Origin of the sequence: Streptomyces sp. NPDC048106, assembly GCF_040706415.1 — a bacterium.
Lineage (GTDB): Bacteria > Actinomycetota > Actinomycetes > Streptomycetales > Streptomycetaceae > Streptomyces.
Map to the genome: position 1 here is coordinate 1 of NZ_JBEZND010000044.1, position 22,142 is coordinate 22,142.

Below are 22,142 nucleotides of genomic sequence, written 5' to 3' on the forward strand. Positions count from 1 at the left end.
CGCGCCGCCTGCTCCGTCGTCAGCCACATACCGTCGTCCATCCCCGACTCCTCGACACGCACGACCCACGTCCCCCTCTGATCAACCACGGATGACCCACCCGTAAGTTGCGCAGCATCCCTCAAACGTTGACACGAACGCGTAAGTTTTCGGCCAGACCGTGTCTCCAGCCGGTGTCTGCCGCCGTTCACTCCAGACCCAGGTCCTTCCTGAGGCCCGGCCCCCGTCGCCGTTCCAGGTCCCGTCGCAGGGTTTGTGTGACCTCCGGCGTCACGTCGGACACGTCACGCACGCGGTTCACCGAGGACCGGGGCAGATCACCGATGTCCCTGAAGGTCTGTGCGACAATTCCGGCCAGGCGTGCTGCCTCCCGGTCCCGTGCGTTCGGTTCCCGCGACGCGTCGCGCTCCTGTTCCCCTTCCCGACGGCCTTCCTGCTCGCGGTCCGCTCCCCCTCGGCCCCGGGTCCCCTGCGAAGCCTCGTACGCCTGTTGGGCCACGACGGCCCGGGCCGCGTTGGCCCCGCGGATGCGATCGACGTCCGGTTCGAGGCTGAGCTCCTCGGGCTTGAGTTCCCTCGTCTCGACGTCGGGCCGCTCCTCGGCGTCGCCGTAGCTGTCGCCGCCGGGCGGTGCGCCGGATCCGGCGGACTCGGGGCGGAAGTCCTGGCGCCACCGGTGTTGGCCTGACACGCTCCCGTCGTCGGGGTCCGCTGGATCGTCCGGTCGGTCCGGCCCGTCCGGCCCGTCCGGCCCGTCCGGCCCGTCCGGCGACTCCTGGGCGTCCCCGCCGTCCGTCGCCGCATCCGTCGCCGCACGCTTCGGAGTGAGCCATGGATTGTGGAGCTGCTCCCCAGCGACTGCTCGTGCTCCTCCGCGCCTGCCGCCAGAGGCTCCCCGTCCTCCCACTCCCCGTCCGGCGCCGTGTCCTCCACGGGCGGCGCGGCATCCGATCGCGTGTCCGGCAGCCCATCGCCGGCAGCCCCTGCGCGAACAGCACCGGCTCCGCCCTCGAAGGACGCTCTCGCGGCCGCCTCGTTCACGGCGTTCGTGGTCTGCCCCACCAGATCCGCGGCGGCCTCGGCGACGGTGGCGACGGCCCCGGCCGCCGACACCACGACCTCGCCGGCCTCGTCGACCCCGTCGGCCGGACTCGGAGACGTCCGGCCGTCCGACGCGTCGGTCCCCGGCGGTTCCCGGCGGTCCGGAGCCAGGTCGCCGTTCCTGGTCGCACCCGGGTCCTCTGTTGCCCCCTGCCGCTGCCGCGGGTCGTCCTGGCCGGGCACGTCCGGCTGTTCGGGCCGGGCAGGCCCGACGGACGCGTCGTCCGAACCGTCCCTTTCCCCGTCCGCGGTCTCGGCCTGATCAGGCGACTCGGACCGGGCGTCCGCCGCGTCGCCCGGCCGGATGCCGTCAGGCACATCCTCCACTGCCCGGCCGTCGGCCCGGGGCCCCGGTTCCGCCGCTCCCTCCCCGCCCTTGGACTCGGCCTCGGCCTCGGGCGGGGGTCCAGGGGCGTATTCGGCCTGGGACCCGGCCCGCGACCCGGGCTCCGGACCGGGTTCGGGTCCGGGTTCCGCCTCCGCCTTCGCCTCCGAATCCCACTCGGACCCAGGCTCGGGCCCAGGCTCGGACCCGGCCTCGGGCGCAAGTTCCGAGTCTGGTTCCCGATCATGCTCCGGTCCCGGCTCCGGGCGGTCCCCATCCGGTGGGGCGTCCTCCGTCGGAGTCTCTTCCGGTGGCTCCGTCATCTCCGGCTCGTCTGCCATGGGGTCACCGTCCTGCGGGGTCTCAGCGGCAGGCGGCAGCGGCTCGTCAGGTTCTGGGGAGAGGTCCGGGACGTCCCTGTCCTGGGCGTCGTCCGCTCCCCCTTGGACGGCCTCCTGCGGTGTCCCGGCGTTCTCGTCGGACCCGTCCGGTACGGCTCCGTCCCCGGCGACCCGTGCGTCCGCCGCAGGGGGTGGCGGGGCGTCGGGGACTCCGTCGTCGAGTTTGCTCATCAGTGGGACCTCGTCTTCCCGGCGCACACCCGCGCCACTCGTGCCGCCGTCTCCGCGACCACCGCGCGCAGCCGCGGGCCCTCCCGCAGGCCAGGGCGAAGGCCCGCCGTACCTGCTCCTCCGTCATACCGCCGGTCACCGCCGCCACCGCGTCGCGCAGACCGCTGCGCTCCACGTCACCGATTCGGGCGTGGACCTTCTCCGGGCCGTACCCGGGCAGTGCGCGGACCTGGAGGCGATGGTCGGCGCCCGAGGTTCCGGTCAGGACCAGTCCGCGGGACGCCCATTCCGCCTCGTGCTCCGGATAGCTGTGGGGCCCGTCGGGGGCGGCCTTGCGGGCCCGTTGGATCACCTCCAGCACGTCCCGGAAGCGGTAGTTGGCGTACGTGTGGCGGCGCCGGTCCGCGGCAGGTGGCGGCTCCGTCCCCAGCAGTTCGGCGGACAGTACGGCGTGCAGGCGCTCCGCGAAGTCCGCCGGGTCGACCTCGTCGCGCATCAGGGCGTCCCGCGCGAAGACGGCACGCTCCGCCGCGTACACGAGGGTGCACTCCAGATCGCGCGCGGCGAGCGCCGTCAGGGCCGCCCGCACGCCCGCGGCCGGAGCGGGGGCGGCCATGCCCATCGCCTGGGCGCAGGCAGCCGCTTCCACCCAGATGAGGTGGAGGGGCTCCAGGGAGCGGTGGTGGGCGTCGTTCATCGTGCGCAGGGTGCAGGGTTCGCCGCGGCAGGAGGCCCCGCAGAGGCGGCTGCGGCTGCCGAACAGCGGCGGTGCCGCGGACGCCCCCTTCGTGCTCTCGTCGTGCTCACCGTGCGGGATCGCCGTCAGGACGGGCCGGTCCATGCCGTCGAAGGCCACGGCGGCGCGCCCCGGCGGCAGAGCGACGACGTCCTCGCTCTGCTCCTGCTGGAGGTTCATCGTGGTGCGCCCACGGACCGGCGGTCGTCCTCCGCCGGGAGCCTGTGCATGATCTTCAGCGCGCTGTTCTTGATGACGTCCGGGAGGATCTTGCTGGGGATCTGCTCGACGATGACGACGCCCTCGCCGTAGGCGCGGATCTCCGCGAGGAGCGACGCGAACAGTTCGACGGCGGCGGCCGCGGGGCCGTCCTCGACCCGCTGCCCGTCACCGCCCTCGCGTTCTCCCCGGACGGGCGAACGCTGGCCGTCGGAAACCCCGCCGGCCGCATCCGGCTGTGGGACCTCCCCTCCCGCACCCCGCTCGGCGCCCCGCTGCCCACCGGCGGCGACAGCCTGCGAGGGCTCGCCTTCTCCCCGGACGGTCGGACCCTTTACGCGCAAGGAGCGCACACCCGCCTCCGTGCCTACCCCCTCGCCCCCGAGCGTCTCGCCACCGAGCTGTGCGCCCGCTTCGGCTCCCTCACTCGCGCGGAGTGGACCACCTACATTCCGGACCAGCCGTACCGTCCCACCTGCTGACCGGCTGTCGTCTCCCCCGCTCGCGCACGTCGATCGGCGGTGAGCGGGGTGCGGCCGGCTGCGGCAGCCCCGCCTCAGCTCAGGAGAGCCCGAGCGGCGGAGCGCAGGGTGTGCGCCGCGTCGAACGAGCCGGTGAGAACCCGGTGCGCGGTGTCCCGCGCCAGGCCGGGCGAGCGTCGTCCGGGGCCGCGGCGCAGCAGGTCGTGGTAGAGGTCGAGGTGCCGCTGGGCGATGCGGGCCGGGTCGAAGCGGGCCGAGTTCCGCAGGGCCGCCTCACCCATGTGCCGCCGCAGTTGGTCGTCGCCGACCAGTTCGAGCAGCGCCGCCGCGATGCCGTCCACGTCACCGGGGCGGGTCAGGCGTCCGTCGACGCCGTCTTCGATGATCTCCCGTGGTCCGACCGGGCAGTCCGTGGAGACGACGGGCAGACCGCAGCGCATGGCTTCCACGATGGTCATGCCGAACGACTCCCGGTCGGAGGCCGAGACGGCGATGGACCCCTTCGCCCACTCCGGTTCCAGCGGGTTCGCCTTGCCCATGAGGAAGACGCTGCGGTCCAGACCGAGTTCGCGGATCAGGGCGGTCAGCGAGGGTGCCACGTCGCCGGTGGTGTCACCGCTGCCGAATATCCGCAGCTGCCAGTCCGGGTAGGAGGCGACGACCTGGGCGAACGCCCTGACGAGCAGGTCGTACCGCTTCGTGGGAGTGAGCCGGCCCGCCGCCACGACGAGTTTCCCCGTGCCGTCGGCGGGTGTCACGGAGGCGGCGGGAACGCTGTTCGGTATCGCCTCCACCCGCACCCCGGGCAAGCGCAGCCGCCGGTAGGCATGGGCGTCGGCCTCGGTCACGGTGGTAAGGGCGTCCAGCAGGCGATAGCGGTGGCGTATCTCGTGGCGCATACGGGGCCCGTGGCCCGAGAGGGTGAGGTGCTCCTGCCCCACTCTGATGGCAGCCGGATGCGCCTGCCGGGCGATGTGCACGTTCAGACCGGGCCGGGTTCCGACGATCACGTCGGCGGTCAGCCCCCTGAGGTACCGGCCGATGCGTTCGTCGGTGAGGCGGCTGTACTGGTGGTGCCGGCCATCGGCGCGGGGGAAGACGGTGGCGCGCCGGGCATGGCGCGGGTCGTCGCCGTCGTAGTCGGGGGAGGCGGCGCGCATGTCCGTCAGAGGGGTGAGGCGCACCCCTCGGGGCGCGCCCATGAAGGGCACGTCGCGGTGCCGGAAGACCGAGACGATCTCCACATCGTGCTGCTCCGCCAGCACCGTGGCGAGGTTGAAGGTCGTCCTGATCGTGCCGCCGATGCCGTAGGCGTTGTGGAGCAGGAAGCAGATGTGCATGCGGGAGACGTTTCGTAGGGATCGAGTGATCTTGGTCGGGTGGAGCGTGGCCACGCGCCTGCGGGGTCTTCCAGCAGTCTGGTCGGCAGCGCGTTCGCGCGCTTCGGACGAAGGGCTCGATCGGGGGAACCGAAGAGGCCATACGAATGTCAGCCGATCGGATGATGTGTGAAGCGGGAGGCGCCGATAGACGTGGTGGGAGTCGATCTCCGAGCAGGGAACGCATGCGAAGCGAACAAGCGGTCAGAGAGCACCCTCGTCCGGGCCCGAAGGGTTCCGACCCCGACGCGTGGTGGCTGGCGGCTGCCATGCAGACCGCCTTCGTGCTGCTGCTCGCCGGCTCGATCGCGCGCCTGTTGACGCACGACGGACCGGACGCGCGGACCGGTTGGAGCCTCGCGTTGTTCCTCGTCCTCGGGGTGCTCCATCTGAGCGGACCGTGCTGGGCCCCGTCCCCGCGACACGGCGAGCGGCCCACCACCCGGCACCTGCTCCGGCTCGGCGCGGTACTCGCCGTCTGGCTGGTGCTCCTCGCCCTGGAACCGAGCGCGACCTGGTGCACCATGCCGCTGCTCTTCATCGGCCTGCACCGGTTGCCGGCGCCGGCCGCGGTACCACTCGCCTCGCTGCTCACGCTCCTGGTGGTCGTTTCCGAACTGCGCGTGGCGACGAGCCCGTTCAACCCCAACCTGGTGATCGCCCCGGTGGCCCTGGGGGTCGTCGCCGCGGCCGTTCTGCTGCACAGCCGGCGCCTGGCCGGCAGACAGCGCCTGCTGATCGACGACCTGGTACGTGCCCGCGGCGAACTGGCCGCCACCGAGCGGCACGCGGGAGCCCTGGCGGAACGGGAGCGGCTGTCGGCCGAGATCCACGACATCCTCGCCCAGAGCCTGTCCAGTCAGCGGATGCTGCTCCAGGCCGCGGAACGCCGGTGGCACGCGGCCCCGGACACCGCCCACGAACACGTCCGCGAAGCCGCCGCGAGCGCCGCCCGCGCACTGGCCGAGGTGCGCCGGTTCGTCCGCGACCTGACGCCGCTCGACCTCGACGGGAACACTCTGGTGCACGCGCTGCGGGCACTGGCCGAGCGGCCCGGCGGGCCGGAGCCGGGCACGGGGTCCGGGTCCGGCCCGGCCGTCGAGTTCCGGCTGGACGGCACACCCGAAACCCTGCCCGAGAAGACCGAGACCGCGCTGCTGCGCGTGAGCCAGGCAGCCTTGGCCAACGTGCGGGAGCACTCCGCGGCGACCCGGGCCGTCATCACCCTGACCTGCTCCGACGACCGTATCTGCGTGGACATCGCCGACAACGGCAGCGGCTTCGAGCCGGGCCCCGCCCCTCGCCGCCGCGAGGCCCGCACCCGCGGCCACGGTCTCCCCCTCATGGAGATGAGGGCACGGCAGGCCGGCGGAACCCTCCGCGTCGAGTCCGAACCCGGCGAGGGAACGGTCGTGACGATGTCCGTGCCCCTCGCACCGCGGGAGACCGCGGCCGCCGGGCAACCGCCGGGGACGGAGGAGCGGACACCGTGAGCCCCGCCAACAGCCCCGGGGCCGGGTACTCGGCGCTCTCCGACCCCGCCGGGAACCCCGAACCGAGGAACCCCGAACCACCGGACCCCGAACCGGCCGGACCGGACTCCGCCCACCGAACGCCCGCCGTCCGTGTGCTCCTCTGCGACGACCACGCCATGGTCCGGGCCGGACTGCGGGCGCTGCTGTCCAGCACCGACGGAATCGAGGTCGTCGGCGAGGCGGCGAGCGGAGCGGAGGCGCTGGCGACGGCCGCCCGCCTGCGGCCGGACGTGGTCCTCATGGACCTGCAACTCGGCGACGGCATGGACGGCGTGACGGCCATCCGGCGCATGCTCTCCCCCGCCGAACCCGGCGCGCCGGGCGGTCCCGCACCGCGGGTCCTGGTCCTCACGATGTTCGACACGGACGCCGACATCGCCCGCGCCCTGGCAGCGGGGGCCACCGGCTACCTGCTCAAGGCGGAGCGGCCGGAGTCGCTGTTCGCGGCGATCCGGGACGCCGCGGCCGGGCGGCCCGCGCTGTCGGGGACGGTCACCGACCGGGTGATGTCCCGGATCCGGGATCCAGGCCCCGCCCTCACCGAACGCGAACGGGACATCCTCGGCCGGCTTGCCGGCGGCCTCACCAACCGCGAGATCGCGCGCGCCCTCTTTCTCAGCGAGGCCACCGTGAAGACCCACCTCGGCCACATCTACACCAAGTTGGGAGTGCGGACCCGGGCAGCCGCGGTGGCCACGGCCACCCGCCACCGTCTGCTGGCGGGTTGAGGACCGGAACAAATCAACACCCCTGTGTCGCACAACCGTTCGTCACCTCCGGGGGTCTCCTGTGGCGCAGCCCTGATCCGAACCACGGATGTCCATGGGCTGAAGCAGGACGAAAGGACGAATGGATGCGCAGAGTTCGGAGACTGGCCGTGCTGGCCACCGCCACGGCGGTGTCGATGGGCGCGACCGTCTTGAGCGCGGGCGGTCCCGCCGGAGCCGTGCCGAACAGCAAGGCACCGGCGACCGGGAAGAAGGCCGACTTCAACGGGGACGGCTACGGTGACCTGGCCATCTCGGCGAACGGCTACGTCGCGGTGATGTACGGGACGAAGACAGGTCTCAGCGCCGCCCGGCACCGGGTGCCGGCCGGCAACCCGGGCTCCAACGACGGAGGCGCGTACTCCGGCTTCGGCGACTCGATGGCCCCGGGCGACCTGGACGGCGACGGCTACGACGATCTGGTGGTGGGCTTCGACCGCCTGGCCCCGACGGTGTCGGTCATCTGGGGCGGACCCCAGGGGCTGTCCGATCGCACGGCCCTCTCGTTCACGCCGAAGTACTCCCCCAGCCCGATGATCGTGGGCGACTTCGACGGCGACGGCAAGAACGACCTCGTCGCCGCCACGGGCGCGGGCGGCGTCGCGGAGACCACTCTGTTCCGGGGGCCGTTCGGCCGGGACGGCACGAACGCCTCGACCAGCGTCTTCGACACCGGCATCGTGCCCGACAGCCTGGCGGCCGGTGATGTCAACGGCGACCACGTGCCCGACCTGCTCTCCGTGGGACGACGCGACGACACCGCCGACGCCACCCTGCTACTCGGCTCCAGGAGCGGCTTCGGGCCCGCCAAGGACCTGTCCACCAAGGTCAACTCGGGGAGCATCGCGGACGTCGACGGCGACGGCTACGGGGACGTCGTCCTCGGTGCCGGGCTGGAGGGCTACCAGCCCAAGGGGGTCGTGGGCGGTTCGGTCGTCGTCGCGTACGGCAGCGCGCAGGGCGTGAGCACCACCCGCAAGCGGGTGCGCGTCAGCCAGGACACCCCCGGTGTGCCCGGCACCGGCGAGACGTACGACCGGTTCGGTTACGACGTGGCCACCGGTGACGTCAACGGCGACGGCTACGCCGATGTCGCGATCGGCGTGATGCAGGAGAGCATCTCCGGGGTCAGCACGACCGGCGCGGTCACCGTGCTGCGGGGGTCGGCCAAGGGACTGACCGGCACCGGGGCCGTGTCCTGGCACGAGAACACCGCCGGAGTGCCGGGCGTCGACGAGCCGCACGACATGTTCGGCTCGCGGGTCTCCCTCGTCGACATGAACGGTGACGGACGAAGCGAACTCGCCACCGGAACGGAAAGCGAGAACAGGAACGAGGGCAACGTCTGGTACTTCAGGTCGGACAGCAAGGGCCTGAACACGAAACGAGTCGTCTCCATCGGCCCCAAGACCGTCGGGCTGGTGGCCCAGTACCGTTACTTCGCCCGGTGGATGACCAAGTGAACCGACGCCCGGACCGGCTGCGGTCCGGGCGTGGGCGGTGCGCGGTCACACCGCGCTCCCGTTCGTCAGCCGGTCACAGCATCCGCACCTCGGCCTCCGGGAGCTTCGCCCACCAGTGGTGGTAACGGCGGTAGACCTCCGCCTCGCGGTCGCCGAGGAACGCCCTCAGCGACTGGGCCTCCGCGGCGAGTCCGTCCCAGGTGGCGGGCGACAGCGGGTGGAAGGCCGTGGCCTCGACGCCGCCGTCCACCGGGCGCCACACACCGGCGACATAGCCGTCCACCAGCAAGGTGGGCAGCACGTCTCCGTTCCTGCGGATCACCAGGGGGCGATAGGCGGGGGGTATCACCCGGCTACGGTCGGCGTAGGCCAGCAGGACGCTGTCCCACATCGCCATGAGCCGGGGCGGCGCGGGGGTTTCCGCGTGCGGCCGGGGGGCGTCCGGGAGGTCGAACAGCGTGCTGCCGTCCGGCCCCTGGACCTGTTCGACGGTGCCGTCCAGAGCACGCAGCGCCTCGCGGACGGGTGCCCGTCGCACCATGGCGAACTGCGCCACGTCCGCCACCGACGCGGGCCCGAAGCCCGCCAGATAGCGCAGGATCAGGGTCCGCATCGCCTGTGGATCCACCGCCCGCCCCACCGGGACGGTCCCGGCCCCCGCCGCGACGAAGGACGGCCGCGAACCGAACGACCAAGGCCCGTCCGTCGGGGCGTGGTGCAGCGGCGCGTAAGCCCTCAGCCCCCACCACGCCCCGTCCGTTCGCTCGGCACCGAGCCGCTCCTCGACCCACGCCCGCATCTCCGCCGACGTCCGCGGCCGACGGGCGAACGCCAGCAGCTCCGGCACCAGTTCGTCGGCGTCCGCCGGGGTCAGCCCGGCGTCGGCGAAGCGGAAGCCGAGCCGGGAGGCGTACAGGGTGGGCTGCATCGCCGCGCGCAGGACCGGGTAGTCCCCGGCGTGCACGGCGTGCAGGGTGATCCGCATCAGGGTCGCCTTGACCACCGCGCGCCCGGCGAAGGCGGCGTCGAGTTCGGCCGGATCGAAACCGGTGACCCGGTTCCACAGCGCGAGATACGGCGACGCCGGGTGCTGCGCCTGGAGCCCGACCACGCGCCGCACCGCGTCGGCGACGCTCAGCGGCTCACGCTCCAGCAGCAGTTGGCGGCCGAGGGCCGCCCGGTTGAGTTCGCGCGCGGTGATCATAACGGCGCAGGGTACCGTCTTGGCCCGGACCTGACAGCGCCTCATATACGAAGTCCGGTAACCGGAATCAGCGCCCGCGCTCAGCGCGCCAGGAGGTCGATGGCGGCCTTCAGCCGCGCCAGGAAGAACTCGCGTGACGGCGCCTGATGCTTGAGGCCGATCGATGCGCTGATCATCGTCTGGGCGACGGTGGGCGCGGCCTCCCGTCCTTTCTTCGCGGCGATCGCGTCGGTGACCAGTTCCTCGAACCGCCGTGGCGCGGTCTCGGCGATCTCGCCGAGCAGATCGGGGTTGGCTTCGATGACCTCCGCGACGTCGCGTGCCCATGGGCCGATGTAGCGGCCCGCCCACTGGTCGAACGCTTCGAGGAGGCGCTCCGGCAGGGGGCGTTCGCCGTCAGCCAGGACGCGTTCGACCGCTGCGATGTCGCGTTCCAGGGCCTGGGTGACCGCGGCACGGAACAGGGCCTCTTTCGAGGAGAAGAGGAAGTAGAGCCCCGGCCGGGAGATGCGCGCCGCCTGCGCCACCGCCTCCATCGAGGTCTTCCGGTAACCGAATCGCGCGAAGGTGGTCAGGGCGGCGTCCAGAACCGTGGTCCGCCGGCTGGTGTCGGCGCTTGCCGAGGACGGGTGACCGGCATCAGGGCTGCTCATGGGCCGAGCTTACGAGGAGTGTCCGGACTATACAAACCACGTCCAGTGCGTATAGTCCTGCGCATGACCGAGTCCGAGCTCGTCTCCACCCCCTTCACCGCCGCCAGCACCGCGGACGACGTACTGCGCGGCCTCGACCTGACCGGCGTCCGCGCGATCGTGACGGGAGGTTCCTCCGGTATCGGGGCCGAGACCGCCCGCGCGTTGGCCTCCGCCGGGGCCGAGGTCACCCTCGCCGTCCGGAACACGACCGCGGGCGACACCGTCGCCGGGGCGATCGCGAAGTCCACCGGAAGAACCCGGCCCCGGGTGGTCCGGCTCGACCTCGCCGACCGGACGACCGTCGCCCGGTTCGTCGACGCGTGGCATGGCCCGTTGCACCTTCTGATCAACAACGCGGGCGTGGTCACCGGTGGCCTCGAACGAACCCGTGAGGGCTGGGAGTTGCAGTTCGCGACGAACCACCTCGGCCATTTCGCCCTCGCCACCGGACTGCGCGACGCCCTGGCCCTGGGAGCCTCCGAGCGCGACGGGGCCCGGATCGTCTCGGTGAGTTCGACCGCGCACATGCGTTCGGGCATCGACTTCGACGACCTGCACTTCGAGCACCGCGGCTACGACCCGCAGATCGCCTACGCCCAGTCGAAGACGGCGAACTCCCTCTTCGCCGTCGAGGCCACCCGACTGTGGGCGGCGGACGGGATCGTCGCCAACGCCGTGAACCCCGGCGGCGTCGCCACGGGACTCCAGCGGAACTTCACCCCGCGGCAGCGGCAGTCGCTCGACGCGGCCGAGGCGGCCGGCGTCTTCACGTACAAGACGGTGGAGCAGGGGGCCGCGACCAGCATCGTCGCGGCCGTCTTCCCGGCCTTCGCCCACTCCGGCGGCCATTACCTCGATGACGCGCGAGAGGCCTACCGCGTACCGAACGACGCCGACCTCGCGCGACATCCCCACGGCGTCAAGGAATGGGCGCTCGATCCCGCCATCGCCGAGCGCCTCTGGGCGGTCTCGGCCGATCTGCTGCGCACCTGAGCCCCAGTAGAAGTCAGTGGTAGGCGTGCACGACGGCGTGCCCCTTGCCGCGGCCGATCATCCACCGGTTCACCGGAGTGGTCACCACGAAGGCCAGGGCGAGCGAGCCCGCGAGCGAGATCCAGAACAGAACCTGGGACAGACCCGCGTCCATGGCGCCGGGCACCCCCACCATGACGGTGTTGTCGATCAGTTCCATCACGACGATGGACACCGTGTCCGCGGCCAGGGCGACCTTCAGCGCCTGACGGACCGGCAGCCCGGCGCGCAGCACGCCCCGCATGGTCAGCGCGTAACCGAAGACGAAGGCCAGCGCGATCGACACGACGACGGTGGCCGCGTTGTGCAGCCCGGCGGCGGTGCCGATCACCATGCCGAGGACTTCTCCGATGGCGCAACCCGTCAGGCAGTGCAGCGTCGCCTGCGCGGCGGTGCGCCAGGAAGCACCGGCGCCGTGGTGAGCGTGGTGCATGTACTCGTGTTCGTGCTGCTGGTGTGCGGTGTGGTCCATCGTCGGCCTCCCCTTGCCGGATCGGTTCACCTTCACCAACAAGATACCCCCTAGGGGTATTCCGGGTCCGGGGTGCTGCCGTAGACGGCCGCCCGTTCAGCGCGGCGCGTCCGACGGCACGTCACATGGCCGAGCGGCGCGCACGGCGGCCGGTGTGTCCGGCATCGGCGTTTCGGCCACGACGGCGTCCGGGGACCGGCCCGCCCGGGCAAGGGTCGGTGTATCCGGCACGAACGCGTATTCGCCTGACGCCGGGATTTCCACCACGTCCGAAAGACGTGTGTTCGACAGCCGGGACCTGGTCGTTGACCCCTGTGCCCCGTCCGTCGTTCCCGGAGACCGCCATGTACCGCTTGCCCCATCCGCGGACCACCCTTCCGCCCGCTCCTGTCGCACCCGCACCGCCCGCGATCACGCCGGCGCGGGCGCGGCTCGCCCTCGACTCCGTCCGTGCGGCATGTCCGGATACGCGGTGGACCGTATGACCAGGGCCACCGATGGATCAGCCGACAGCGTCCCCGAACCGCGCACCGCCCCACCCGCCGAGTCCGCCGGAGCCGACGGCCGTCAGGGAGCGGAGCAGCACAGCGCGCCGAAGCCCGACGGCGGACCGCGGATGCGCTACGTCGACCTGACGGGCAGCCGGGAAGCGGCCGGCCGCTCGATCCGGCTGCGTGACATGGCCCGCCGGCTGCCGCAGTTGGTGCGCCGCTCGTTGGCCCTGGCCTGGCAGGTCGACCGGCCGGCGACCCTCGGTCTGCTGCTGTGCCAGGTCGCCGCCGGTGTCATGCAGGCCCTCGGCCTGGTCGCCATCAGCGGCACCCTCACCGCGCTGCTCACCAGCAAGGACGTCTACGACCGGCTTCTTCAGGCGTGGCCGTCCGTGGCCCTGCTGGCCGGTGCCACCGGTGTGCGCGCGCTGCTGGGCATCACCGTCAACTGGCTGTCCTCCCGGCTGGGCCCGCTGATGTCGCGCGAGGCGGAGCAGCAGTTGCTGCTCGGCTGCGCCGAGGCCGAGCTGTGCGCCTACGACGACCCCGAGTTCAACCGCGCGCGTGAGGCGGCCGACCGCGGCGCGCAGGTCACCGGGGACCTGATCGACGAGGGGCAGGACCTGATCGCCTCGGCCGCTTCGTTCGTCGCCGGGGCGCTCGTGCTGGCCGGAGTGAACTGGCTGCTCCTGCCCCTCCTGATCGCGGCGAGCCTGCCGCAGGCCGTGGCCCAGATCAGCGCCGCGCGGGTGCGGTACCTGGCGAACCTGCGCAGCAACGGCGACCTGCGCATGCTGTCGGTGCTGCGCTGGCACATCTACAACAGGGACGCCGCCGACCAGATCCGTGCCGGCACCATGGCGCCGTTCCTGTCCGGCCGGTACCGGGAGACGGTCGCCCGGATCAACCGCGAGGACCGGGCCGCGGCCGACAAGGGCGCCCGCATGTCCCTTCTCGGCGCGCTGTGCGGCGGCCTGGGGTCGGCCGTCGTATGGGCGGCGGTCGTGCTGCTGCTGGCTGACGGGCGCATCAGCGTCGGCCACGCGGGGACGGCCGTCTTCGCGCTCCAGATGGTGGGTCAGTCGGTCCGCGGCCTGGTGGCGATCGGCGCGCGAGCCGTGCGCACGGGCCTGTACATGGACGACTGGAGCGACTTCCTGGAGCGGGCCGGCGGTTTCCGTATGCGCCGGGGTGCGCGCCGTCCCGGACCGCCGAAGACGATCGAGGTCGAGTCGGTCACCCACCGCTACGCGGGCAAGGACCGCGACGCCCTGTCCGGTGTCTCGCTGACCTTGCGCCGCGGGGAGGTGACCGCCCTGGTCGGTTTCAACGGGTCGGGGAAGTCCACGCTGTCCAAGCTCATCAGCGGTCTGAACCTGCCCACGGCCGGGGAGGTGCGGTGGGACGGGATGCCGGTCGGTGAGGCCGATCCGCAGGCCCTGTGGCAGCAGGTGGCCCTGGTGCCGCAGGACTACGCGCACTGGCCGCTGACGGTGCGCGAGAACGTGAACCTGGGGCAGCCCACGGCGCGCGGCGACGCCGGGGTGCGGGAGGCGTGCGAGGCCGCCGGCGCCGACGAGGTCGTCGGCCAACTCGCCGCCGGTCTGGACACCCTCCTCGCGCGCGAGTGGCTCAACGGCGAGGAACTCAGCGGCGGCCAGTGGCAGCGCATCGCACTGGCCAGGGCGTTCTTCCGGGAGGCCGGGCTGCTGGTCCTCGACGAACCGACCGCGAACCTCGATCCCCGCGCCGAGCACCGCATCTTCCAGCGCCTGCGGGACCTCGCCCGGGACCGCGTGGTGCTGCTGGTCACGCACCGCATCACCAATGTGGCCGTGGCCGACCGGATCGTGGTCCTCGACGAGGGCAGGATCGTGCAGGAGGGCACCTACCAGGAGCTGTCCCAACAGCCTGGACTGTTCCAGCAGTTGCTGTCCTATCAGGTGACCTCCGAACCAGCCGGCTAGCAGCCCGGGCCACCCTCGTGAGCCGCGCCGACGCCGCGCGTGGTCCCGACCGGGGTCCCCGGGCGGGACACCCCGCCACCGTCCACCCATAAGGCGTCCTTTGACGGTCTCTAATCAAGTCGGCTACTGTCGCCGCCCAAGTGGACATTCTTGGTGGACAAGAACAGACGTAAGGACGGTGGCCCATGGCCTCGGATACCGCTGGCACACTCAGCCGACGCAGACTGCTCGGCATGGCCGGCGCCGGGGTGTTCGCGGCCGCCGGTCTCCTCTCGGCCTGTGCCCCGCAGCCCGCGGCCGACGGCGGCAGCACCGCCGGCCACGGCGGGGCGCAGGGCGCGGACGTGCCCGTCGGCGAACTGACCTTCGCCCTGCCCTCGTCCATATCCAGCCTCGACGTCGGCCACGAGTCGGGGGTGCTGAACTACCTGGTCGCCACCCTGGCCCAGGAGTCGCTGGTATCCATCAGCCCGGACGGGGAGCTGAAGCCCGGCCTCGCCACCTCGTGGAAGCAGACGAACGCCGCCACCTACGTCTTCACCCTGCGCCGCGGGGTGGTGTTCACGGACGGCTCCCCGTTCACCGCCGCCGACGTGGTCGCCTCCATCGAGGAGATCCGCGACCCGAAGAACGGTTCCGCGCTGGCGTACGCCTTCGCCGGGGTCTCCTCGGTGAAGGCCACCGGCACGCACGAGGTCACCATCCGGCTGTCCGCGCCGGACGCGGCTTTCATCTGGAACACCGGCCCGGGCGGCCTCCTCGTCAGCAGCGAGAAGTTCCTCGCCGCCAACCGCGGGAAGATCGGCACGGAGAAGACGCTGCTGCTCGGCACCGGCGCCTACCGCATCACGGAGTTCGCCGCCGACAGCCATGTGCTCCTGGAGAGCAACCCGCACTGGTGGGGCGAGAAGCCCGCGCTGAAGAAGCTCAAGCTGTCCTTCGTGCCGGACGCCGGCACCCGCCTCGTCGCCATGAAGTCCGGCGCCATCGACGGGGCCCTCGGCCTGGCCTCCGACGAGACCTCCGGCTGGGCATCGGCCGCGGACATCACCTACACGGGTGACCGCTCCGTGGTCGCCCTCGCCTTCGACACCGCCAAGGCCCCCTGGAACGACCCGCACGTCCGCCGCGCCGTCGCCCACGCCGCGGACCGCGAGGGCATGGTCAAGGGCATCCTCCACGGCAAGGCCGAGGTGGCCGACGCGCTGGTCTCCCCCGACATGTGGGGCGACCTGATGCCCGCCGACCAGGTGCGCGCCGAGTACGCGAAGATCACGTCGTACGGCTTCGACCTGGACAAGGCACGCACCGAGCTGGCCAAGTCCGCGCACGCCGACGGTTTCACGGCCGAACTGCACTACCCGTCCAGCGGCCCCCAGCTCGGCAAGGCGGCCCTGGCCCTCGCCGACTCCCTGAAGAAGCTCGGCATCACGCTGAAGGTCAAGGAGATCACGCTGGAGGCGTGGGTCGCCGAGCTCGGGTCGGGCAAGCAGCCGCTGCAGTTCCTGTGGTACTTCCCCGTCACCGGCGACCCCGCCGAACTGGCCGACCCGTACCTGAACGCGTCCGCCACCGCCACCGACATCGCCCACTACGACGTCACCGCCGTGAACAAGGCGCTGGACTCGGCGAAGTCCGACACCGACAAGGCCAGCCGCGCCGGGAAGCTGATGACGGCGGTGCGCACGGCCGGCGACGACCTGCCCTATCTCCCGCTGTGGTGGGGGCAGACGGCGACCGCGCTGTCCAAGGACATCGTTCTCCAGCAGCCGGGTCCGTTCGCCTTCGTCGGCCCCTGGGCGGCCCGGATCCGCAAGGCGGCCTGACCATGGAACGCATGGCGGCACGGGCCGTGCGGCAGGTGGGCGAGGAGATGCTCCGGCTCGTCCACCCGGCCGAGGCCCGCATCAGCCCGGACGGCCACCTCATCGCCGTCACCGCGGCGGGGCCGGAGGGCACCGGCATCCTCGTGACCCCCGCCGACGGGCCCTCCCCGCAGGCCCGGAACGAGGCACCGCGCGCGTCGCGGGCCTCGACGCCGGACGACGGCACCGCACGGCACACCCCCCGCTGGCTGCCCGACTCCCGCACCCTGCTGCACATCGCCCTGCCCGCCGACGGGCGCCACCCGCACCTGGCGGTGCTCGACACCGCCGACGGCGAGTCACGCCTCCTGGTCCGCGCGCCCGGTGACGTCGAGGACCTGCTGGTGTCCGACGACGGCACCGAGGCCCTGCTGCTCACGGCGGAGGACGGTGCCGAACGCGACGGCATGAACCTCGGGCTCCCGGTGCGGCTCGGCGCCGCCCCCGACCCCGAGCGGTTCGCTCCCGGCCTCGGACGGCGCCGGCTGCACCGGGTCGACCTGGCCACCGGAAGACTCCGCGAGGCCGGACCGGACGGGCTCACGGTGTGGAACGTCGCCTGGCGCGGCGGCGACACCGCGGTGGCCACCGTCTCCACCGAGACCCTCCCGAGCGGCTACTACACGGCGCACTTCGCCGCCCTCGACCTCGACTCCCGCACCGCGCGCACCCTTTACCGGCCGCAGGGCCAGCTCGCCGCTCCCGCGCTCAGCGCCGACGGCAGCCGCGCGGCGGTGTCCGAGGGCATCTCGATCGTCGCGGGCCGCCCCCTGGTCGTCGACCTCACCACCGGGGAGATCACCCGCCCGGACGGCCTGGAGGACGTCACCTGGCTGGAGTTCGGCATCGACGGCACCACCCTGTGGCACGCGGGGTGGCACGGCACCGGGGTCCGGGCCGGACACACCGGCACCACGACCCCGCAGGCCGGGTGGACCGCCCAGGCCGGCCTGACCGGGCCCGGCTTCCGGCCCGCGCTCTCGCTCAGCGCGGACCACCGGATCGCCGCCACCGTCCTGGACGCCCCCGGCCGCCCGGCCGAAGCCGTCGTCGCCCCGACCCAGGGGCCCGACGCCTGGCGGTGGCAACCGGTGACCACGCTCAACTCCGGCGGGATACCCGCCCTTTCGGGCATCCGGACCACCGCCACCGACTGGCCGGCCCCGGACGGCACCACCGTGCAGGGTCTGCTGCTCGACGCCCCCGGCGGCACCGACCCCGACCGGCCCCGGCCGCTCGCCGTGCTGCTGCACGGCGGCCCCTCCTGGCAGTGGACGGCGAGTCACGCGCCCGGCGACGTCCTGGGACTCGCGCCCGCGCTGGCCGCCGCCGGCTACCTCGTCCTGCTGCCCAACCCCCGTGGGAGCAGCGGACGCGGACTCGACTACGCCCGCGCCGTCGTCGGCGACGTGGGCGGCGCCGACCTCGACGACGTACTGAGCGGGGTGCGGCGGCTGATCGCCGACGGGCTGGCCGACCCCGACCGCACCGCCGTACTCGGCCACAGCTACGGCGGCTACCTCGCCGCGCTGGCCGCCGCCCGCACCGACCTGTTCCGCGCCGCCGTCGTGGTCTCCGCCCCGGCCGACTGGGAAAGCTTCCGCGACAGCAGCAACATCGGCGGCGGCTACGACGAGACGTACCGCATCGCGGCGCCGCCGGCCGACCCGTCCGGCGTGCCGGGGATCGGCGGTCTGCGTCCGCGTTCCGCCGTCGTCGCCCACGGTGGCTCCGGCACACCCACGCTGGTCATCCACGGCGCCGAGGACCGGGTCACCCCGGTCGGCCAGGCGCACCAGCTGTACCGCGCGCTGCGCCGGGCGGGCCGCGCCGCCGTCGAGCTGTACGTCTACCCGGGCGAGGGACACGAGTTCACCGACCCCGGCCATCTGCTGGACGCGGCGGCCCGCGCGGAGGCGTGGCTCGACCTGCACCTCGCCGGTACGACGGCGCCCGCACCGGTCCCGTCCGCCGCCCCGCCCCGCCCGTCCGCCGCCGCCGCCGCCGCCGCCGAGGGAGCCTCCCGGTGAACCGCGAAGCCCTCCCGCTGCGCTACGTCCTCACCCGCGTCGGCGCCACCCTGGTCCTGCTGTTCGTCCTGTCCGTCGCCGTGTTCGCACTGCTCCAGATCGCGCCCGGCGACCCCGCGCGTACGCTGCTCGGCCAGCGCGGCGCCACCCCGCAGGCACTGGCCGCCGTCCGGGCCCGCTACCACCTGGACAGCCCCTTCGCCGCGCAGTACCTGCACTGGCTCGACGGTGTCCGCCGTCTCGACCTCGGCACCTCGATCCGTACCGGCGCGCCGGTCTCCGCCACCATCGGCGGCCGGCTGGCCCTCACCGGTCAGCTCGTGGGGCTGGGGCTCGCCATCGCGCTGCTGCTCGGGATCCCCGGCGGGGTCCTCACCGCGCTCCGGCGCTACCGGGCGACCGACCGCGCGGTGCAGACGGCGGGCCTGGTCGCCCTGTCCACACCGGCCTTCGCGGGCGGCCTCGTGCTCATCTACGTCTTCTCGCTGATGCTGCGCTGGTTCCCCGCCTACGGCGCCGGCCAGGGCGGCGACCGGCTGTCCCACCTGGTCCTGCCGGCGGTGGCCCTCGCGCTGAGCGTCACCGCGGTCCTGCTCAAGCTCACCAGGGCGGCGGTGATCCGCGAACTCTCCAAGGAGCACGTGGTGTTCGCCCGCGCCCGGGGCGTGCCGGAGCGCCGCGTGCTGGTGCACTACGTGCTGCGCGGCGCCCTGGTCCCGGTCCTCACCGGTGTCGGTCTCGTCGTCGCCTACCTCCTGGCCGGGACCGTGATGGTGGAGCAGGTCTTCGCCCTGCCCGGCCTGGGCTCCCTGCTGGTCGAGTCCGTGACCTACCGGGACGTCCCGCTCGTCCAGGCGGAGGCGCTGCTCATCGCGACGCTGGTCGTCCTCGCGGGACTCGTCACGGACCTCGCGCAGCCACTGATCGACCCGCGGCTGCGGCCCGCCCGTGCGGGGAAGGGGAACGCGCGATGACGGAACACCTGGTGACGGCAGCCGCCACGGACGGGACCGGTGCCACCCCACGGCGGGGCAGGCCGCGGAGGCGCCCGCTGACCGCGGCCGGTGTCGCGGTCGCCGTCCTGCTCCTGGTCGCCGCCGCCTTCGGGCAACTGCTGCTGCCCGACTGGGACGCCCAGAACATCGGCATCGGGGCTCGGATGCCGGGCGGCGGGCACCTCCTCGGTACCGACGCACTCGGCCGCGACATCGCCGAGATGACGGTCGCGGGCGCGCGGTCCACCCTGACCGGCGCGGCGCTGGTGGCGCTCGGCTCGATGCTGATCGGCAACATCCTCGGCCTGCTCGCCGGATATCTGGGCGGCTGGACCGACATGCTGGTACGGCGCTGGGCCGATCTGCTGCTCGCCGTGCCCGCGCTGCTCGTCACCCTGGTGGTGGCCGGCATCGGGGGCGGCGGCTACGCGCTCGCCGTGTGCGCGCTGATGGTGCTGACGTCGCCGTCCGACATCCGGCTGGTCCGTACCGCCGTCCTGGAGCAGCGGCACCTGCCCTACGTGGAGGCCGCGGAGACGCTCGGGCTGTCGCGTGGCACCGTGATGCTGCGGCACATCTGGCCCAACACGCTGCCGGTCGTGGTCGCGAACACACTGCTGAACTTCGCGGGGTCCATCGTCTCCCTGAGCTCGCTGTCCTTCCTCGGCCTCGGGGTCCCGCCGGGCGCGCCCGACTGGGGGCGCATGCTCTCCGAGAACCGGGACCTGCTCTACACCAACCCCAGCGCGGCCCTCGCGCCGGCGGTCCTCATCGTCCTCTCCGCGGTCGTCCTCAACCATCTAGGGGACCGGGTGCTCGAGGTGTTCTCCAAGCGAGGCAACGCGTGATGTCCACACCCACTCCCGCCGCCGCGTCGTTGCTCGACGTCGACGGCCTGCGTATCGCCGCCACGGCGGGCGCGGGGCACTCCATCGTCGAGGGGGTCTCGTTGACCCTCGCTCCTGGCGAATGCGTCGGTGTGGTCGGCGAGTCGGGCAGCGGCAAGTCCCTCGCCGTACGAGCCGTCACCGGTCTGCTCCCGGACGGTGTGACCGTGACCGGCGGCACCGTATCGCTCGGCGGTCAGGACGTCCTCGGGCTCGGCCCGCGCGCCCGGGGTGCGTTGCGCGGGCGGCGCGTGGCCCTGCTGATGCAGGACCCGTTCACCATGCTGCACCCGCAGCTCACCTGCGGACGCCAGATCGCGGACGGGCTGCGGGAGGAGGAGTACCCGCGCCGGGGCCGCGCCGCCCGGGCCGCCCGCCGGGCCGAGGTCGTACGACGTCTCGCCGAGGTCGGGCTGCCGGGGGACGTCGCCGACCGCTACCCGCATGAACTGTCCGGCGGCATGCTCCAGCGTGCCGCGACCGCCGCCGCCCTCGCCGGGGACCCGGAACTCCTGATCGCGGACGAGCCGACCACCGCCCTCGACTCGGCCAACCAGGCCGCCGTCCTCGGTCTGCTCGGCCGGCTGCGTCGCGAACGGGCCATGGGGCTCATCCTGATCACCCACGACCTGCGTGTGGCGTTCTCCGCCTGTGACCGGCTCTACGTCCTGTACGCGGGCAGCGTGCTGGAGCACGGCCCGGCGGGCGACGTCCAGGCCGCGCCGCAGCACCCGTACACGGCGGCGCTGCTCGCCTCGGAGCCGTCCGTGCACCGGCGCAAGGACCCCCTGCCGTCGATCCCCGGCTCCGTCCCGGCGCCGGGCAGCCGGGGTACGGGCTGCCCGTTCGCCGACCGCTGCGCCCATGTGGCGGCCGAGTGCCACACCACGCCGATCACGCTGACCGCGCCACCGGCGGGCGCCCCGGGCGCGAGCCGTCGGCGTACCGCGTGCGTGCGGGTCGACGCCCTCACCACGCTGCTGGGCGCGGCCGTGGCGGAGGCCGAGGAATCCGGCGCGCGACCCGGCACCCCGGAGGGCGACGCCTCGCACGCCGCGCCGCGGCCGTCCGACGCGGCCCTGGTGGTCGAAGGTGTCAGCCGCCGGTTCGGCACCGGCGCGGGCAGCCGTCATCAAGCGTTGTCGGACGTCTCGTTGACGGTCCCGGCCGGTGAGATCACCGCCCTCGTAGGGCAGTCGGGGTCCGGCAAGACGACCCTCGCCCGCATCGCCATCGGTCTGGAGACCTTCGACTCCGGAGCGGTGCGCAGCGGACCGGTGGAACTCCGTGCGGGCGGCCGGCCGGGCACGGCGGACCGGCGCCGGCTGGCGGCCCACACCCAGATCGTCTTCCAGGACCCCTACGCGTCACTGAGCCCGCTGCGCACCGTGGGCGCCACACTCCGCGAGGCGCTCGCCGCCGCACAGCGCAACGGCCGTGCCGTGGAAGGCGATCGGGACCAGGCGGTACGGACGCTCCTGGACCAGGTGGGTCTGCCCGCGCACTACGCGGACCGGCGTCCCGCCGCCCTGTCCGGGGGCGAACGTCAGCGGGTCGCGGTGGCGCGTGCGCTCGCCGCCCGGCCCAGGCTCCTGATCTGCGACGAGGCCGTGGCCGCCCTGGACGTCTCGGTGCAGGCCCAGATCCTCGAACTGCTGGCGCGGTTGAGGCGCAGCCAGAACTTCGCGGTCCTCTTCATCACCCACGACCTGGCCGTGGTACGGCAGATCGCCGACCGGGTCGCCGTCCTGTCCCACGGACGCATCGTGGAGGAGGGAACCACGGCGGAGGTCCTGGACAACCCACACCACGACGAGACGCGACGGCTCCTCGCCGCGGTGCCCGAACGCCTCCACGACCCGGAAGTGGCGGGCTAGAGTGGGCTGCTGACCTGCCGTCGGCCGCGCCGAACGGACACAACGGAT

The 22,142-nt window shown here is 73.0% G+C and carries 17 protein-coding genes; 11 read left to right on the top strand and 6 right to left on the bottom strand.

Features of this window, described 5'->3' with window-relative positions:
* Positions 1–187: 187 nt before the first annotated feature.
* Together AB0927_RS32900 and AB0927_RS32905 are read right to left on the bottom strand one after the other, a co-directional pair.
* Positions 188–691 carry a hypothetical protein gene (locus AB0927_RS32900; RefSeq protein ID WP_366671453.1) on the bottom strand — a complete coding sequence of 168 codons (504 nt, stop codon included), beginning with the start codon at positions 689–691 and terminating at the stop codon, positions 188–190.
* A 1,122-nt stretch (positions 692–1,813) separates the two neighbouring features.
* A complete protein-coding gene (locus tag AB0927_RS32905; protein WP_366671454.1) occupies positions 1,814–2,914 on the bottom strand; it encodes a hypothetical protein in 1,101 nt (366 codons plus the stop codon).
* Between the two features lie 44 nt (positions 2,915–2,958).
* Here AB0927_RS32905 and AB0927_RS32910 point away from each other — a divergent pair, with 44 nt between their 5' ends.
* Positions 2,959–3,435 (top strand): hypothetical protein, encoded by a 477-nt coding sequence (locus AB0927_RS32910; protein ID WP_366671455.1) that lies wholly within the window; start codon positions 2,959–2,961, stop codon positions 3,433–3,435.
* Between the two features lie 74 nt (positions 3,436–3,509).
* Here AB0927_RS32910 and AB0927_RS32915 read toward each other — a convergent pair whose 3' ends face one another.
* Entirely contained in the window at positions 3,510–4,775 is a 1,266-nt protein-coding gene (locus AB0927_RS32915; RefSeq protein ID WP_366671456.1) for a glycosyltransferase family 4 protein, read from the bottom strand.
* 308 nt (positions 4,776–5,083) lie between these two features.
* Here AB0927_RS32915 and AB0927_RS32920 point away from each other — a divergent pair, with 308 nt between their 5' ends.
* The 3 genes from AB0927_RS32920 to AB0927_RS32930 all read left to right on the top strand — a co-directional run bounded on the left by AB0927_RS32920 (position 5,084) and on the right by AB0927_RS32930 (position 8,579).
* Entirely contained in the window at positions 5,084–6,307 is a 1,224-nt protein-coding gene (locus tag AB0927_RS32920) for a sensor histidine kinase (protein ID WP_366671457.1), read from the top strand.
* A gap of 134 nt (positions 6,308–6,441) precedes the next feature.
* Positions 6,442–7,077: a response regulator transcription factor gene (locus AB0927_RS32925; RefSeq protein WP_366671522.1), complete on the top strand. Its 636-nt coding sequence runs from the start codon at positions 6,442–6,444 to the stop codon at positions 7,075–7,077.
* Positions 7,078–7,202: 125 nt separating this feature from the next.
* On the top strand, positions 7,203–8,579 hold the full coding sequence (locus AB0927_RS32930; protein WP_366671458.1) for an FG-GAP and VCBS repeat-containing protein: 1,377 nt from the start codon (positions 7,203–7,205) through the stop codon (positions 8,577–8,579).
* A gap of 73 nt (positions 8,580–8,652) precedes the next feature.
* Here AB0927_RS32930 and AB0927_RS32935 read toward each other — a convergent pair whose 3' ends face one another.
* Complete coding sequence (locus tag AB0927_RS32935) at positions 8,653–9,783, bottom strand: winged helix DNA-binding domain-containing protein (RefSeq protein ID WP_366671459.1); 1,131 nt, start codon at positions 9,781–9,783, stop codon at positions 8,653–8,655.
* An 80-nt stretch (positions 9,784–9,863) separates the two neighbouring features.
* A complete protein-coding gene (locus AB0927_RS32940; protein WP_366671460.1) occupies positions 9,864–10,436 on the bottom strand; it encodes a TetR/AcrR family transcriptional regulator in 573 nt (190 codons plus the stop codon).
* Between the two features lie 63 nt (positions 10,437–10,499).
* Here AB0927_RS32940 and AB0927_RS32945 point away from each other — a divergent pair, with 63 nt between their 5' ends.
* Positions 10,500–11,471, top strand: a complete 972-nt coding sequence (locus AB0927_RS32945; RefSeq protein WP_366671461.1) for an SDR family NAD(P)-dependent oxidoreductase — start codon at positions 10,500–10,502, stop codon at positions 11,469–11,471.
* Between the two features lie 13 nt (positions 11,472–11,484).
* Here the strand turns inward: AB0927_RS32945 and AB0927_RS32950 are convergent, their stop codons facing one another.
* Positions 11,485–11,943, bottom strand: a complete 459-nt coding sequence (locus tag AB0927_RS32950) for a DUF4396 domain-containing protein (RefSeq protein WP_366671523.1) — start codon at positions 11,941–11,943, stop codon at positions 11,485–11,487.
* A 655-nt stretch (positions 11,944–12,598) separates the two neighbouring features.
* Between AB0927_RS32950 and AB0927_RS32955 the strand changes: the two genes are divergently transcribed.
* The 6 genes from AB0927_RS32955 (at position 12,599) to AB0927_RS32980 (ending at position 22,094) form a co-directional block, all read left to right on the top strand.
* On the top strand, positions 12,599–14,440 hold the full coding sequence (locus tag AB0927_RS32955) for an ABC transporter ATP-binding protein (protein ID WP_366671524.1): 1,842 nt from the start codon (positions 12,599–12,601) through the stop codon (positions 14,438–14,440).
* Between the two features lie 185 nt (positions 14,441–14,625).
* Positions 14,626–16,266 (top strand): ABC transporter substrate-binding protein, encoded by a 1,641-nt coding sequence (locus AB0927_RS32960; RefSeq protein ID WP_366671462.1) that lies wholly within the window; start codon positions 14,626–14,628, stop codon positions 16,264–16,266.
* 11 nt (positions 16,267–16,277) lie between these two features.
* Positions 16,278–18,335, top strand: coding sequence for an alpha/beta fold hydrolase (locus AB0927_RS32965; protein ID WP_366671463.1), 2,058 nt, complete (start codon positions 16,278–16,280; stop codon positions 18,333–18,335).
* Positions 18,332–19,309: an ABC transporter permease gene (locus tag AB0927_RS32970; protein WP_366671464.1), complete on the top strand. Its 978-nt coding sequence runs from the start codon at positions 18,332–18,334 to the stop codon at positions 19,307–19,309. The genes AB0927_RS32965 and AB0927_RS32970 overlap by 4 nt, the downstream gene beginning before the upstream one ends.
* Positions 19,306–20,178, top strand: coding sequence for an ABC transporter permease (locus AB0927_RS32975; protein ID WP_366671465.1), 873 nt, complete (start codon positions 19,306–19,308; stop codon positions 20,176–20,178). The genes AB0927_RS32970 and AB0927_RS32975 overlap by 4 nt, the downstream gene beginning before the upstream one ends.
* A complete protein-coding gene (locus tag AB0927_RS32980) occupies positions 20,178–22,094 on the top strand; it encodes an ABC transporter ATP-binding protein (protein ID WP_366671466.1) in 1,917 nt (638 codons plus the stop codon). Before AB0927_RS32975 ends, AB0927_RS32980 begins: the two co-directional genes overlap by 1 nt.
* Positions 22,095–22,142: the final 48 nt, after the last annotated feature.